Annotated in this window: 15 protein-coding genes; 6 read left to right on the forward strand and 9 right to left on the reverse strand. The window is 71.1% G+C overall.

Features of this window, described 5'->3' with window-relative positions:
• Positions 1-219 precede the first annotated feature (219 nt).
• The 3 genes from RIU97_RS04325 to RIU97_RS04335 all read left to right on the forward strand — a co-directional run bounded on the left by RIU97_RS04325 (position 220) and on the right by RIU97_RS04335 (position 3,975).
• Positions 220-1,515, forward strand: a complete 1,296-nt coding sequence (locus RIU97_RS04325; RefSeq protein ID WP_404953424.1) for a DUF2254 domain-containing protein — start codon at positions 220-222, stop codon at positions 1,513-1,515.
• A gap of 109 nt (positions 1,516-1,624) precedes the next feature.
• Positions 1,625-2,974, forward strand: a complete 1,350-nt coding sequence (locus RIU97_RS04330; RefSeq protein ID WP_404953425.1) for a hypothetical protein — start codon at positions 1,625-1,627, stop codon at positions 2,972-2,974.
• A gap of 326 nt (positions 2,975-3,300) precedes the next feature.
• Positions 3,301-3,975 (forward strand): hypothetical protein, encoded by a 675-nt coding sequence (locus tag RIU97_RS04335; protein ID WP_404953426.1) that lies wholly within the window; start codon positions 3,301-3,303, stop codon positions 3,973-3,975.
• 132 nt (positions 3,976-4,107) lie between these two features.
• Here the strand turns inward: RIU97_RS04335 and RIU97_RS04340 are convergent, their stop codons facing one another.
• The 7 genes from RIU97_RS04340 to RIU97_RS04370 form a co-directional block, all read right to left on the reverse strand.
• Positions 4,108-4,962, reverse strand: coding sequence for an NmrA family NAD(P)-binding protein (locus RIU97_RS04340; protein ID WP_404953427.1), 855 nt, complete (start codon positions 4,960-4,962; stop codon positions 4,108-4,110).
• A 20-nt stretch (positions 4,963-4,982) separates the two neighbouring features.
• Positions 4,983-5,471, reverse strand: coding sequence for a hypothetical protein (locus RIU97_RS04345; RefSeq protein WP_404953428.1), 489 nt, complete (start codon positions 5,469-5,471; stop codon positions 4,983-4,985).
• 105 nt (positions 5,472-5,576) lie between these two features.
• Positions 5,577-6,095, reverse strand: a complete 519-nt coding sequence (locus tag RIU97_RS04350; protein ID WP_404953429.1) for a MarR family winged helix-turn-helix transcriptional regulator — start codon at positions 6,093-6,095, stop codon at positions 5,577-5,579.
• Positions 6,096-6,139: 44 nt separating this feature from the next.
• Positions 6,140-6,844, reverse strand: coding sequence for a TetR/AcrR family transcriptional regulator (locus tag RIU97_RS04355; RefSeq protein WP_404953430.1), 705 nt, complete (start codon positions 6,842-6,844; stop codon positions 6,140-6,142).
• 24 nt (positions 6,845-6,868) lie between these two features.
• Positions 6,869-8,395 (reverse strand): monooxygenase, encoded by a 1,527-nt coding sequence (locus RIU97_RS04360; RefSeq protein WP_404953431.1) that lies wholly within the window; start codon positions 8,393-8,395, stop codon positions 6,869-6,871.
• Positions 8,396-8,478: 83 nt separating this feature from the next.
• Positions 8,479-9,099, reverse strand: coding sequence for an HAD family hydrolase (locus tag RIU97_RS04365; protein ID WP_404953432.1), 621 nt, complete (start codon positions 9,097-9,099; stop codon positions 8,479-8,481).
• Between the two features lie 26 nt (positions 9,100-9,125).
• Entirely contained in the window at positions 9,126-10,352 is a 1,227-nt protein-coding gene (locus RIU97_RS04370) for an MFS transporter (RefSeq protein WP_404953433.1), read from the reverse strand.
• Between the two features lie 168 nt (positions 10,353-10,520).
• Between RIU97_RS04370 and RIU97_RS04375 the strand changes: the two genes are divergently transcribed.
• Positions 10,521-11,288, forward strand: a complete 768-nt coding sequence (locus RIU97_RS04375; protein ID WP_404953434.1) for a DeoR/GlpR family DNA-binding transcription regulator — start codon at positions 10,521-10,523, stop codon at positions 11,286-11,288.
• A gap of 441 nt (positions 11,289-11,729) precedes the next feature.
• Positions 11,730-13,133, forward strand: a complete 1,404-nt coding sequence (gene gdhA, locus RIU97_RS04380; protein WP_404953435.1) for an NADP-specific glutamate dehydrogenase — start codon at positions 11,730-11,732, stop codon at positions 13,131-13,133.
• Between the two features lie 129 nt (positions 13,134-13,262).
• On the opposite strand, the gene RIU97_RS04385 is transcribed toward gdhA, so the two are convergent.
• Complete coding sequence (locus tag RIU97_RS04385; protein WP_404953436.1) at positions 13,263-13,610, reverse strand: hypothetical protein; 348 nt, start codon at positions 13,608-13,610, stop codon at positions 13,263-13,265.
• A 44-nt stretch (positions 13,611-13,654) separates the two neighbouring features.
• The gene (locus tag RIU97_RS04390; protein ID WP_404953437.1) at positions 13,655-14,143 is read right to left on the reverse strand and encodes a DUF6069 family protein; all 489 of its coding nucleotides are present in this window, start codon (positions 14,141-14,143) and stop codon (positions 13,655-13,657) included.
• 141 nt (positions 14,144-14,284) lie between these two features.
• On the opposite strand from RIU97_RS04390, the gene RIU97_RS04395 reads away from it, so the two are divergent.
• Complete coding sequence (locus tag RIU97_RS04395; RefSeq protein ID WP_404953438.1) at positions 14,285-14,842, forward strand: GNAT family N-acetyltransferase; 558 nt, start codon at positions 14,285-14,287, stop codon at positions 14,840-14,842.
• Positions 14,843-14,882: the final 40 nt, after the last annotated feature.

The following is a 14,882-nucleotide window of genomic DNA, read 5'->3' on the forward strand; positions in this document are numbered from 1 at the left end:
CGGAATTCGCGGCGAGCCCGGCGAGCCGGCCGCCTCTGCATCCGCCGGGAATCGCCCTTAGCATGGAAGTCACGAACGGGATGTTCAGGCCGCGTCGCACCGCCGGATCCGGAGGCTGCCCGTGCTGTCGAACCTTGCGCCGCCTCCGGAAACGCCCCGCAGTGGCCTCCGGTGTGGTCGGCACGTGAGCCGGGACGTGAGCCGGCACGTGAGCCGGCGATGATGTCGTGGGCGGCGCGCTTCCGGTTGCGGCAGTACGCCAAGGCGAGCCTGTGGATCATCCCTCTGATCGGCCTGGTGCTGGGGGCGGTGGTGGCCGAATGGGCCGCCGGCGTGGACGGACCCGGCTGGCTGCCGGACACCTGGAAGTACTCCGCGACGACGGCGAGCAGCGTGCTCAGTTCCGTCGTCGGGTCCATGGTCGCGCTGCTGGGGTTCGTCGTGACCATCGGCGTACTCGTCGTCCAGCAGGCCACGGGAACGCTGTCCCCGCGCTACATGCGCCTGTGGTACCGCGACCGGCTGCAGAAGGCAGTGCTGGCCACGTTCACCGGAACGTTCGCGTACGCCTTCTCGCTGCTGCGCAAGATCGAGTCGAACGCCGTCCCCGACCTGGGTGTGACCCTGTCCGGTGTGGCCGTCTCCATCAGCCTCATGCTCCTGCTGATCTATCTCAACCGGTTCACCCACAACCTCCGGCCCGTGGCCATCGCCGACCTGGTGGGGCGCTTGGGAGAGAAGGTGCTCATCCGCGCGACGGAACGCATCCACCGCTCCTCGGCACGCGACGAGGCTCCCCTGCCGCCCGCCGGCCCGCCGACCCTCATCCGGTCCGAACGGGGCGGGGTCATCCAGGCGTTCGATGCGGCGGGGCTGATCGCCACCGCCGTCCGCCACGACTGCCTCCTCGTCCTCGCCCACCAGGTCGGCGACTTCGTACCGCCCGGCACCACCCTCGTCGAGGCCCACGGCTCCGCGGGGGCGCCCGATCCACGGCGGGTGACCGGGTTCGTCGCCCTCGGGACCGAGCGCACCATCGAGCAGGATCCCGCCTTCGCCCTGCGCATCCTCGTCGACATCGCCGTCCGCGCCCTCTCCCCCGCCGTGAACGACCCCACGACCGCCGTACAGGTCCTCAACCACATCGACACGTTCCTGCACGTGGTCGGCCGGGCCCGGCTCCGCGGCCGGTACGTGCTCGCCGACGGCGAGGGCCGACCGCGGCTGGTGGTGCAGGGCCGCGGCTGGGAGAACTACCTGCAGCTCGGCGTCACCGAGATCCGTGAGTACGGGGCCACGTCCCTCCAGGTGTGCAGGCGGCTGCGGGCGCTGCTGGAGGACCTCCTCGAAACCCTGCCGGCCGAGCGCCTGCCGGCGGTACGCGCGGAGCTCGCCCTCCTCGAGGAATCCGTCCGGCGGGAGTTCACCGACCCCGCCCGCCGCGCCGGCGCGCAGACGTCCGACCGGCAGGGCATCGGCGGTGGACGGCCTCCCCGGAGCGACCCCTCCCGATGAGCCGTCCACTCGCCCGCCCGTTCACTCGGGCGGACGCGCAAGGATCGCGTCCGCCCGCTCCGTGACGTCCTCTGAAGGGTGAACCCTCACGGGCAGGAGAGGACGCGTCATGACGGACGAAGGTGCCACCGCCCCCGGCGGGGAGCCCACACGCAAGCCCGGCACGGACGCAGAGCGCTCGGAACTCGAGCATTTGCGTACACGGGTGGCAGTGCTGGAAGCGACCAAGGCGGCCCGGGCGCCCCATCACCGGTGGAAGTCGTTCTTCGCCGCCCTGCTCATCGTCATCGGCTGTGTGCTCGCCCCGCTCGCAGCCGTCTCGGCGTGGGCGTCGAGCGTGGTCGGCGACACGGACCGCTACGTGCAGACGGTCGCCCCGCTCGCGTCCGACCCGGACATCCAGGCGGCGGCGGCCAACCGGGTCACCAACGCGGTGATGGAACACCTCGACCTCCCGGCCCTGCTGGAAGGCGTGGCGCCCGCCGACCGGCCGCTCCTGGAGAAGGCCCTCGGCAAGCTCGGCGACTCACTGGAGAACGCGGTACGCAGCTTCGTGCACGACAAGGCGGAGGACATCATCGCCTCCGACACCTTCGAGCGGATCTGGACCGAGGCCAACCGCCGCATCCACACCGCGGTGGAGAAGGCCCTCACGGGCAGCGGTGGGGGCGCGGTGAAGATCAACAACGACTCGGTGACCGTCGATCTGGGTCCGGTCGTCGATCAGGTGAAACAGCGCCTCGTCGACGAAGGAATGACGGTGGCCGCGAAGATCCCAGAGGTGCACACCGACTTCACCGTCCTGCGCTCGGACAACATCGGCAAGGTCAAGACCTACTTCCGCCTTCTGCAGATCGCCGGCAACTGGCTTCCGGTGCTCTCGGTGCTGCTGATCGCCGCCGGCGTGCTCCTCTCCCGCCACCGCCGCCGCGTTCTCGTGACGGCTGCACTCGCCTTCGCCTTCGCCACGCTCATGCTCGGCGTCGGTCTGACCGTCTTCCGCGTCGTCTACCTGAACGCGCTTCCGGACACCGTCTCGCAGCCCGCGGCCGGAAGCGTCTTCGACGCCCTGACCCACTACCTCCGTACGACCGTCCGGATGGCCGTGACGCTCGGCGTGGTGATCGCGCTGGCCGCCTGGCTGACCGGCCCCGGCCGCTGGGCCACGGCCGTACGGCAGGCGTGGAACTCGTGTATCGGCGCCGTCCGCTCCACGGCGGACCACGCGGGCATGCGCACCGGCCCGGTGGGCCCGTTCGTCCACCGCCACCGCGGCTGGATCACCTGGATCCTGGTCGCCGCTGCCGTGCTGACCCTCATCCTGTGGAGCTACCCGACCGGCTGGGTCATCGTCGGCATCGCACTCGTGTTCCTGTTCGCGATGGCTCTGGCGGACTTCCTCGAGGAGGACGGGACCGACGCCGCGGCACACCGTGGCGGGACAACTGTTGAGCATTAAGGGCGGATCAACTGAGCCTTAAGGCATCCTGTTGGTCCTCACCTCTCCCCGCTGCTCCTGCTGATCGACGCGAGCGCTGCACGCGTCGATCAGCAGCAGCAGCGGGGCTTCCACCTGTGCCTTGAAGGTTCCGCGTGAGCCCCGAAGCCACCGCGGCCCGGCCGCGCAGCATCCAGGAACCTCCTCACCGCTGGATTTGTAATGCCGCGACAAGGAATGAACTCGCCCGTGACGGCGGGCGTATGCAGGACGCGGGGGACAGCGTCCATCGGATTTGAGGAGTGTCAATGTCCCGGAAACGGACTATGAGTTTTACGAAGAAGCTCGTGCTCTCTGTCACCACGGGAACCCTGGTGACCGGAGGGGTCATCGCCACGGTGGCGACCGGAAATGCCTCCGTCCCCGACGTCGTGTGTCCGGGGTCGACGGTCACGTTGTCGGGCGAGGCGGGTGCCCCGGCCGCAACCAGCGGAACGTTCCCGGTGGGAACGAAGCTGAAGGTCACGAACCTCGACAACGGCCAGGCCACGACGGTCACGGTGAACGGCCCGTCGGGCAGCTGCGTCCTGCTCAACAACGCGGCCTTCGACCAGGTACGGGAGCCGGGCAAGAACCTGATCCGACGGGCACGCATCGAGCGCGTGGGTGGCGGCGGGGCACCCGCCGGTGCGAAGGGTCCGTCCGGTGCGACGGGCCCGTCCGGAGCGGCGGGCCCCTCCGGAGCGGCGGGCGGGCAGGCACCGCCGGCCACCGGTGAGGTGGTGTGTTCGGGGTCGACGGTGACGTTGTCGGGCGAGGCGGGTGCCCCGGCCGCAACCAGCGGGACCTTCCCGGTGGGAACGAAGCTGAAGGTCACGAACCTCGACAACGGCCAGGCCACGACGGTCACGGTGAACGGCCCGTCGGGCAGCTGCGTCCTGCTCAACAACGCAGCCTTCGACAAAGTGCGGGAGCCGGGCAAGAACCTGATCCGACGGGCACGCATCGAGCGCGTGCGCTGAGCGACCAGAGCCGGTTCGGGGCCACTGAAGCCATGGCGGGGGCACGGGGCACGCCGTCCCCGCCATGGCGGCCTCACCTCGACAGTGGCGCGCGTGATCGTGGAGCCTGTCGGGTCGGGCCGGCCCGTTGGCCTACCGGCGGAAGTGGTCGCGGTGTTCGTGGAGGAAGGCGTCGAGGGTACGGGGCGGGCGGCCGAGGATGTGGGAGACGGTGCCGGTGGGGGTTTCGGGCCGGGCGATGGCGAGTTGCTGGATCTCCGTCACATGGTCGGCGAGCCAGGCGGGCATGTGGGCACGGTGGATGAGGTCGTCGCGCAGCTCGTCCGGGGTGAGGTTCACGTACCGGACCCGATGGCCGGTCAATACGGCGAGCCGTCGCGCGAGTTCGGGGTGGGAAACGGCTTCCGGTCCGCTCAGGGTGTAGGTGCCGCCGGCGATGCCGGGCCTGGTGAGCGCGGCGGCGGCGACATCGCCGATGTCGCGGCAGTCGACGTAGTTGCAGGGCGCCTCCCCCATCGCGCCGAGGAGGGCGCCCTGGGCGACGGCCGGCGCCAGGCGCAGGAGGTTCTGCATGAACGCGTAGGGATGCAGGATGGTGTGCTTCATCCCGAGCGTGCGCAGGTGTTCCTCCACCGCATGGTGTCCGCGGGAGACGGCGACCGGGGAGTCGGGTTCGGCGGCGGGTGCGGAGACCTTGACGATGTGTTCGACGCCGCTGTCGGCGGCGATGTCGATGACGCGGGTTTCGAGTTCGGCTTGTGCGGGGCTGTTGGCCATGGCGAGGAAGAGCTGACTCGCGCCCTCGAAGGCGGTGTGCAGCGAGTGGGGATCCGTGGCGTCGGCGTACCGGACCTCCGGGGTTGGGCGGTGCGCCCCGGCGACGCCGGGGATCGGCTTGTGCGGGGTGCGGGTCAGCGCTCGGAGGGGTGCGCCGAGCGCGAGGAGGCTGTGGAGCAGGGCGTTGCCGGTTGCTCCCGTCGCTCCCATGACGACGATCATCGGGTGTCCTACTTCCTGGTGGGTTGACTGGCGCACGACCGCGGTGACGCGGTGGTGCTTCGCCAGCGCAGGGTGACGATGGTGGTGGCGAGGGCCGCGGAGACGGGCAGGTCGATGCGCAGGCGCTCCAGCCAGGCGGTCGCGGGAATGAGGGTGTGGGCGAGCGGCCACTGGGCGGCGAACCATCCCAGCAGGGCCGCCGCGCCGGTGGCGACGGCGACCAGTACGACGGCCACGGCGGCGCTCGGGAGGGCGAGGGTCCATCGTCGGGGCCGCCCGCCGTGCCGCAGCCAGGCGCCCACCAGGAACGCCACCAGGGCGGAGGTGCCGGCGATGGAGGTGCAGGCGGCCACGGCCAGGTCCCGCTGCCCGGTGACGACTCCAGCGGTACCGGCCGTGAGCGCGGGGGCGGCGTAGGCGGTCAGCACCTCGCGCCACAGGATGAAGGGCCGGGGGATCGCCCGGCTCCGGCCGGTTCTGTCGTTCACTGCAGGCATGCTGGGCTCTTCTCGTTCGCATGAGGTATGTAATTAGCTGGCTAACTATTGGCTCGCAAAAAAGGCCCTGCCCAGGGGGCGGGGCCACACCGGCCGCGAGCCGGATCAGTCGGCGGCCAAGGCCGCGCTGCCGCGCACCACACGGGCGAGCAGATCGAGGAACACCGTGCGCTCCTCGACGGAGAGCCCGCCCACCATCGCCTCCAGCCGCCCGAAATGCTCGGGCGCCAGGTCGCGCAGACGCTGCGCACCACGCGCCGTCAGGATGGCCACCGTGCCCCGGCCGTCCTCCGCCGACGGGCGCCGGGCGATCAGGCCCTCGCGCTCGAGACCGTCCAGCAGACCGGTCACCGTCGCCCTGGAGACGTCGAGGTCGGCCGCAAGACGCGAAGGCGACTTCTCCCCGCCGTGGGCTTCGAGGTCGGCGAGCAGGCGGTAGCGACCCGTCGACAGGCCGAACCTGGCGAAGTGCGCCTCGGCCGCCCGCCCCACCCTCGCGCCGGCGGAGATCAGCCGCACCGCGACCAGCACCGCCTGCGGATCGGCGGCCAGGCCGTAGTGCTCGACCTGCCACCGCGCCTGTTCCAGAGTGGGCAGCTCGCCGTCGGCCTCGTTCCTCGTCATGCCGATAATATGGCAGCTAACTATCTGACTGGCAAGGGCCGTGCCTAGCGCAGCACTTTCAGGCCCGCCACGAGCGCCTTGAGGCCGAATGCGAAGTGGGCGGCGAAGTCCGGGCTGGTCAGTGTCGGCAGAGTGGCCGCGAGATGCGGGTAGCCTCCCGCCGTCACCGCATCACGCAAGCGGTCCGGGTCCGCCGGGCCGGGACCGTCAGGATGCAGCGCGGCCTGTTCCTCCAGGGTGTGCCCGACCGTGAAGTTCACGACGGCCATGAGCGCCCGCGCCGCTGCGGGTCCGTCGAATCCGGCATCGCGCAGGACGCCGATCCCGGCATCGGCGAAGCCGAGCGTGTTCGGTCCCGTGGAGTGGGTGCCGGCGAAGACCCGCGCGCCGTCGCGGTGGGCGAGGAGCGCCAGCCGCAGGGACCCTGCGACGTCCGAGAGGCGTGCGCTCCAGTCCGCTTCGGCACCGACCCGCGCCGGCGCGCACGCATCCGCTGTCATGCGCTCCGCCATCGCGGTCAGCAGGTCCTCCTTGGTCGCGAAGTACCGGTAGAGCGCCCCGGCCTGGACCCCCATCGCATCGGCCAGCCGCCGCATGGTCAGCGCGTCGAGACCGCCCTCGTCGAGCAGCGCGAGGGCGGTCTCGATCGTTCGGGTCCGGTCGAGACGCGGCGGCCGACCGCGTCCGGTGCGGGCGGACTCGCCCGGGCCTGTGGTCGTCGATCCGGTGGGGGTGGGCGGAGTACTCATGCCGCTCACTGTAGTGAACGACGTTCACGCGCTGTCGCGGCTCTCCCCCTGGACACCGGCCCAGGCGGCGAGTGCCCGGATTCGCTCGGTCCGGCGCTGTTGCGGGTCGGTGCTGCGGCCCGCCCAGGCAATGTGGCCGTCGGGCCGTATCAACACCTCCGTGACGCCGGACAGTTCGGCGTGGCGGCCCTGAGAGGTCACGACGACGGCGCGGACGCGCTCCGCCCGCGCGGCCGGGGCGGTGGTGGGCTCGGCGTCGGACGGGATGAGGTCCAGGAGTACGAAGCGGCCGTCGTGGAGGAGTTCGTAGACGCGCGTGGCATGCGAACCGGCGGCCGTCAGTGCGATGTCCGGCATGCGCCGGCCGGCCAGGGCACCGGTGTCGGGACCGGTCGGGTAGGCCGTGTGGAGGGCGGAGACGCGGTCGGCGAGGTGGCGGTTGACGTCCCGCATCGTGAGGAGTTCGTCGAGGAGCGTGCGCAGGGCGCCGGCGGGGCCCGCGTACTGCTCGACCAAGGGCAGTTCGGCCAGCAGGGTCTGGATCTCGGTGTTCTCGGTGACGGCCCGGCCGACGGGCCTCCGCTCGGCGTCATAGGTGTCGAGCAGTCCGGGCGGTGCCCAGCCGTGGACGGCGGCTGCCAGTTTCCACCCCAGGTTCACGGCGTCCTGGAGTCCGGTGTTGAGGCCCTGGCCACCGGCGGGGAAGTGGATGTGGGCGGCATCGCCGGCCAGCAGGACCCGGCCCGAGCGGTAACGCGCGGCGAGCCGGGTGGCGTTGCCGAAGCGGGACATCCAGCGAGGCCTGCCGATGCCGCCGTCGGAACCGCAGAGGCCGGTCAGCGAGGCCCGGAATTCTTCCAGGGTCACGGGCTCTCGGGACGGGACCCGCATCCGGGCCGGGTCGATGAGGACCAGGCGGGTGACCCCGTCCTCGACCGGGGCCACGAGCACCCCGTGCGCCTGGGCCCGGCGCAGGGCCGGATCCGCGGCGTCGACGGATTCGAAGTCGCCGAGGATTCCGGTGAGGGTCTCGTCGGTACCGGGGAACTCGATTCCGGCCGCTGTGCGGACGACGCTGCGCGCTCCGTCGCACCCGACGACGTACGCCGCCGTCATCGTGGCCTCGCCGCCCGGGCCGCACACGTCGACCTCGACGCCGGCGGGGTCCTGGCGCATGCCGGCGACCGTGTGCCCGCGGAGGATCTCGACCCCGAGCTCACGGGCCCGCTCCTCCAGCAGGGCCTCCGTGCGCGCCTGGGCCAGGAACAGCGTGTAGGGGTGGCGGCTGTCGAGCGCGCTGAAGTCCAGCCGGGTGTTCAGGCCGGCGAAGTGCCAGCCGGGCATCGGCCTGCCGAGGGCGAGGAACCGTGGCGCGATCCCGCGCAGATCGAGCAGCTCGATGCTGCGCGGATGCAGGGTCAGGGCCCGCGAATCGGGCTGCGCACGGTCGCGGCGCTCCACGATGCGGGTGGCGACGCCTGCGAGGGCCAGCTCACAGGCGAGCATCAGGCCGGTCGGTCCGGCCCCGACGACGATCACGTCAGTGGTCATGGGTGTCCTCTCGGGAATCCCACCTTTAGTGAACGATGTTCACATGAACAGCGTTCACTATAGATGGCGGAGCGCGCGCCGCGTCAATTCCGGCCCGGAGTCCTCGGCAACGCCGCCTCCAGCGCGTCCCGCAGCCCTTCGGGCGAGGTGAACACATGACCCTGAAAGCCCAGTTGGCATGCGGCGTGCACGTTCTCGGCCCGGTCGTCGACGAACAGGATCTCCTCCGGCGGCAGTCCGAGCTCGCGGATGCACCACTCGTAGGCGGCGGGCTCGGGCTTGGCGCTGCCGATCCGGCAGGACAGTCCGCGGACCGCGAACCGCTCCAGCCACGGCTGGGTGACCTCGTACAGGACGGCCAGGTCCTCGGGAATGTTGGAGAGGAGGCCGAGCACGATTCCCCTGTCGGCAAGGAGGCCGAGCAGGTCCACGGCGCGCTGGTCGATCTCGCTCCAGCCGGTGAGGTCGGCGGCGGTCAGGGCGTCGGTCAGCCTCCGGTCGCACGGGATGTCCAGTTGTGCGCAGACCGCTTGCCAGTAGCCGGGCCCCGTGACCTCGCCTCGGTCGTAGCGGGGCCGCTGTGACCAGTACGCCGCCCAGAAGCGGTCGGGGTCGCCGCCGGCCGTGCGTTCCAGAACGGTCACGGACTCGGGCGACTGGACGCGCGCGATGACACCGAACAAGTCGAAGAGGACGGCTTTCATCCTTCGGCTCCTCACGTTCTACGGGTTCAGGATGTGGGGACGGAGTCCGTACGCGCGGGGTCGCGCGGCCTGGGTGCGCCGCCGGGGTCGGGGGCGTTGCGGCGCAGCCACAGGCTCAGCACGCCGCAGATGACGGCGAGCAGGAACAGCAGCAGCGGCACCGTCTTCACCTCCACCGCGTCGATGACGGCGCCCAGCAGGGGCGGGAACGCCACCCCGCCGATCATCGAGGCGGCGATCACATAGGCGCCGGCGCCGGCCACTCCGGGCACGGCGCGGTTCAGCCAGGGCAGACAGGTCGGGAAGATCGGCGCGATCATCAGGCCGACGCCGAAGTACGCGTACGGGGCGAGGGCCGGGACCGTCGCCAGGAGGAGGAAGCCGGCCATGCCGAGGCAGCAGACGAGGAGGATCGACGGCGCGGACCAGCGCAGGCTGATCGGCGCGGCGACGAACCGGCCGATGGTCATGGCGGCCCAGTAGGCGGAGGTCGCTGTCGCGGCGGTGGCGGCGCCGTATCCGACGGCTTCGAGGTGGGTGGGCTCCCAGCCGCCGACGCCGGTCTCGACGGCGACGTGCAGGACGTAGACCCCGATGAACACCCCGATGACCTGAAGCACCCGGGCGCCGCCTGCCGAGACACCCTCCGCGGGGGCGGGGGCGGGCTCCCGGGCGGCCACCCCGCCGAGAGTGACGAGGATCAGCAGGCTCATCACGCCGGCGCCGACGAAGATCTCCGGGTAGCTGTCCGCCCCGAGCCAGCCGATCAGGGCGGGGCCGGCGATCGCGCCGATGCCGAAGTGGCCGTTGAGCAGGTTGAGCATGGCGGTGCCGCGGTGGCCGAAACCGACGGCGAAGAGCTGGTTGAGGCCGTAGTCGATGCCGCCGAAGCCCAGGCCGATGACGAACGTGCCGGCGAGGGCGAGGGCCCAGCTCGGGGAGAAGGCGAAGACGGCCGCCCCGACGGCCATCAGCACGTAGGAGCCGCCGAGCAGCACCCGGTTGGTCAGGCGACCCCGCAGGAGGTGGTAGATCAGCACTCCGAGGAGGGCGCCGGCGAAGTGCGCGCTGAGGCTCAGCCCGGCCACGGCAGGACTGATGCCGTACTCGTCCCGCAGGGCCGGAATCGCCGGACCGTAGAGCGCCTGGAGGGCGCCGATCACCACGAACGCCAGGCACGAGGCCGCGATCGCGAGGGTGGTGAGGAGGGGCTTCCCCCCTTCTGACAGATCGGCCTCACAGGTGGCGGTCACGGCTCTCCTCATCGGTCACGGCCGAATGAACATGATTGACGTTCACAACGGCCGAAAACTCACATCACTTCGATCACAGTACACAGTGAGAATGTTCATTTCAACAGTGAAGATGTGCGGAACGCTCATCAGGCTCCCTGCTGCCCCATCTGTGCTAAAAGCAGACACATGAACGTGATGGAGAGGCACAAGTTCGTCGTGGGACTGCTGATGCAGCAGAACCGCGCGACGGTGGCCGAGCTGGCCCGGGCCACCGGGGCGTCCGAGATGACCATCCGCCGGGACCTGGAGGTACTGGAGTCCCGGGGAGCACTGCGCCGGGTGCGCGGCGGTGCCGTGAGCAGCCTGCCGGGCGGCGTCGAGCCCCCCTACGCGATCCGGGCCATGTCCGGAACCCAGGCCAAGGAACGGCTCGCGCGCGCCGTGGTCGCGCTCCTCACCGACGGCGAGACCGTCGCGCTGGACACGGGCACGACAGCTGTCGCCGTCGCGAAGGCCATGTCGGACCGTCAGTTCACCGTCGCACCCCTCTCACTGCACGCGGCCTTCGCCCTGTCCGGGCACCCCGGGATCCAACTGGTGATGCCCGGCGGGCAGGTGCGGCCCGAGGAGCTGTCCTTCTACGGCCACGCACCCGTGCAGACCTTCAAGGACCTGTGCTTCGACACGTTCGTCCTGGGCTGCTGCGGGGTCGACCCCGTCCAGGGCGCCACCGCCTACAACCTCGAAGACGTACAGGTGAAGCGGGCGGCGGTCGCCTCGGCGCAGCGCGTGATCCTCGTCGCGACCGCCGACAAGATCGGCCGTGCGGCACTGGGCCGCATCTGCTCCATGGAGGAGGTCGCCCTCGTCATCACGGACGCCCCCGCGGACTCCCCCGCGGTCGAAGCGCTCCGTGACCAGGGCGTCGAGGTGGTCCATCCGGCGGACGACTGAGCCCGGCGGCCGACCCGGCCCGCGACCGCGGTGGAACAGCCCCGGGCGGACTGGGCGATGGCCGAGCCGCTGCTGCGCGAAGACGTCGGCCCGTGGTTCGGGGCCCGGTGGGCGGGCCGGCAGCCGTACCTGACCTCGTTCCTGTCCGAGGTCGACGTCCCGGTCCGGTCCACCGGCGGCGACCGTTCCGTGGTCCGCCCGTGGGACTTCGGCGACGCCCGGGACGCCCGGTCGGCGAACCCTGACGCCCTGAGTCCGACCCGGCCGACACACACCGGCGTGCGGGACGTTTTTGTCCGCGGGACAGAAGCTTTTCCCAGGACAGCGCCGTGCGCGGTAGCCTCCGCAAAGGGGCCGCCCTCCGGAAAACCCTTTCCGAAAGCGCGCGTTCGGAGGGCGCTGCACTCGAAATCGACCGGTACTCGCGGACCCGCGGGCACCATGCACCTGCCGTCGTCTGCGCACCGCGCACTCCCTGGAGGGACACACGTGAAGGACTCGAAGGACAGGCTGGAAGCACTGCGGGCCGAGATCGAGCGCCGCAACCCCGCGCAGCCCGAGTTCCACCAGGCCGTACGGGAGGTCCTCGAGACCCTGGCCCCCGTCTTCACCGCCCGGCCCGAGTACGCCGACCCGGCCGTGGCCCTGGTGGAGCGGCTCACCGAGCCCGAGCGGCAGATCCTCTTCCGCGTCCCGTGGCAGGACGACCGGGGCCGGGTCCACGTCAACCGCGGCTACCGCGTCGAGTTCAACAGTGCGCTCGGCCCGTACAAGGGCGGCCTGCGCTTCCACCCGTCGGTGGACATCGGCGTGGTGAAGTTCCTCGGCTTCGAGCAGATCTTCAAGAACGCGCTGACCGGCCTCGGGATCGGCGGCGGCAAGGGCGGCAGCGACTTCGACCCGCACGGCAGGTCGGATGCCGAGGTCATGCGGTTCTGCCAGTCCTTCATGACCGAGCTGCACCGGCACATCGGGGAGCACACCGACGTGCCCGCCGGGGACATCGGTGTCGGCGGCCGCGAGATCGGCTACCTCTTCGGGCAGTACCGGCGCATCACCAACCGCTGGGAGGCCGGCGTCCTGACGGGGAAGGGGCAGGGCTGGGGCGGCTCCGCCATCCGGCCGCAGGCGACCGGCTACGGCAGTGTGCTGTTCGCGGCCGAGATGCTGAAGGTCCGGGGCGAGTCGCTGGACGGGCTGACCGCGGTGGTCTCCGGCTCCGGCAACGTCGCGCTGTACACGATCGAGAAGCTCCAGCAGCTCGGCGCGAACCCGCTGACCTGCTCGGACTCCCAGGGCTACGTCGTCGACGACAAGGGCATCGACCTCGCACTGCTCAAGCAGGTCAAGGAGGTCGAGCGCGGGCGTGTGAGCGAGTACGCGGAGCGGCGCGGATCCTCGGCGCGGTTCGTGCCCGGGGGGCGGGTCTGGGAGGTACCGGCGGACGTCGCCTTCCCCTCCGCCACGCAGAACGAACTGGACGCGCAGGACGCCCGTACGCTCGTCGGGGGCGGGGTCAAGGCCGTCTCCGAGGGCGCCAACATGCCGACGACTCCCGAGGCGGTACGGATCCTGCAGGAGGCCGGGGTCGCGTTCGGGCCAGGCAAGGCCGCCAACGCGGGCGGGGTCGCGGTCAGCGCCCTCGAGATGAGCCAGAACGCCGGCCGGGTGGCCTGGAGCGCGCAGCGGGTGGAGGACGAGCTCGCCGCCATCATGCACTCGATCCACGCCGTCGCCCACGAGACCGCCGAGCGGTACGGCGCCCCGGGCGACTACGTCACCGGCGCGAACATCGCCGGCTTCGAGCGGGTCGCGGACGCGATGCTGGCGCAGGGCGTCATCTGATCCGACGAGCAGGGCGCGCCCGGATGCATCGGGCTGGCCTGCTGCGCTCGTGACCTGATGGAGCGGTCCGGGACGTGCCTCCCGGGCCGCTCTGCCGCGTCCTGCCTCCTCGCGGTCGCGGCCGGCGCCTCAGGCGTAGTAGCTGAGGATCACCAGCAGCGCCGCGCATTCCGCGAGGAGCTGGGTGGTGAGCGCTGCCTGCCGTACCCCGAGGGCGGGTGCGGCCAGGGCGACGACGAACGCCACGGCGCCGATGCCGGCGCTCCAGAGGAACAGCCACCCGGGCAGCCCCCTGGTGCACTGGACCCCGTGCGTGATGCAACCCGACACCTGCACGGATGACAGGAGCAGCATGCCTGCCGCCAGGCAGGCCCCGGGGAACAGCGCGGCTGCCAGGCCGGCCCAGAAGCGGGAGCGGTCCCTTCCCGAGGCCGTCACCTGGTCCGGCGGAGTCGCAAACGCAGAGGCTGTGTTCATGCCCTGATCCAACAAAACCTTCAGGCCCGGCACAGTCCGTCCGGCTACTCACCGGCACGTGCGCCCGTACTCACCCCGCGCGCAGGGTGGAGGCGGTGGAGGTTCAGGGTGATGACGACCGCCACGCCGAGGGTGATGTGCATGAGGGACAGGGCTGCGACGGTGCCGCCGTCGGCGTCGGACGACAACGGGCCGGCAACCGACAACAGGGCCAGCCCACCGCCGACGTACTGCGCGATCCGCAGGAAGACCGGCTTCCACAGGGCCAGTAGGAAGGCAGCGCCCGTCCCGACGAGCAGCGGGACGACCGAGGCGCCGATGACGCCCCCGACCGTGATCGGGTGCGATGCGCCTGCGTCGACGACGATGAGCGAGGCACCGGCCAGCTCGGCGACGGCAAGAACGGTCAGATTGACCACGGCCGCGCCGACCGCGCCGGTGACCAGCGCCTTCCACCAGGTGAGGCCGGGACGGTGGACCGGGGGTGCGGCGGGCACAGCGGGGCCGGAGTTCGGAACGGCACTGCTCGACATGAGGCTTCCTCCAACGTGTGAAGTGCTGCGCTGCCCGATGGCCGGCGGCACACGAAGAAGCCTCCGACCCGAACCTCACTTGAGGTCAATCCCTGTCCAATTGGTTTGCCGCCGGCCCGCCCGGTCGGATAGGAACCTTGCATGCTGAGGGGCGGAAAGGTCGGGCTCAGGGCCCGGCACGAGGACGACATCCCGATCCTGCAGACCGAGCTCCACGACGACGTGGTCAACTACTCGCGGTCCGAACTCCGGCCGTGGCGGCCGATCACGCCCGGCTCGAAGGACTCGCGGCTCGTGGTGGACGACAAGGAGCAAGGGCACGTCTCGTTCTCCGTCGTGGAGCTGGACGGCGGCACGCTGGTCGGCACGGTGACGCTGTGGGGTATCGACCACCACAACCGGTCCGCGCACATCGGGCTGGGGCTGCGGCCGTCCTCCCGCGGCAAGGGCTACGGCACCGACGTGGTCGCGGTGATGTGTCACTACGGTTTCGTCGTGCGCGGCCTGCATCGGCTGGCCATCGAGACGCTGTCGGACAACGCCGCGATGCTGCGCGCCGCCGAGCGCAACGGCTTCGTCCGCGAGGGCGTGCTGCGCTCCTCGGCCTGGGTGATGGGCGAGTTCCTGGACGACGTGCTGCTCGGACTCCTCGCCCAGGACTGGAAGCCGGACGTCCTGATCCGCGGGGCGCCGCACTGAGGGATCAGTACGGCGCCCCGCAGGCCCGGCCACTGGCGGC

It is taken from the genome of Streptomyces sp. 147326 (assembly GCF_045000215.1).
Classification (GTDB): Bacteria; Actinomycetota; Actinomycetes; order Streptomycetales; family Streptomycetaceae; genus Streptomyces.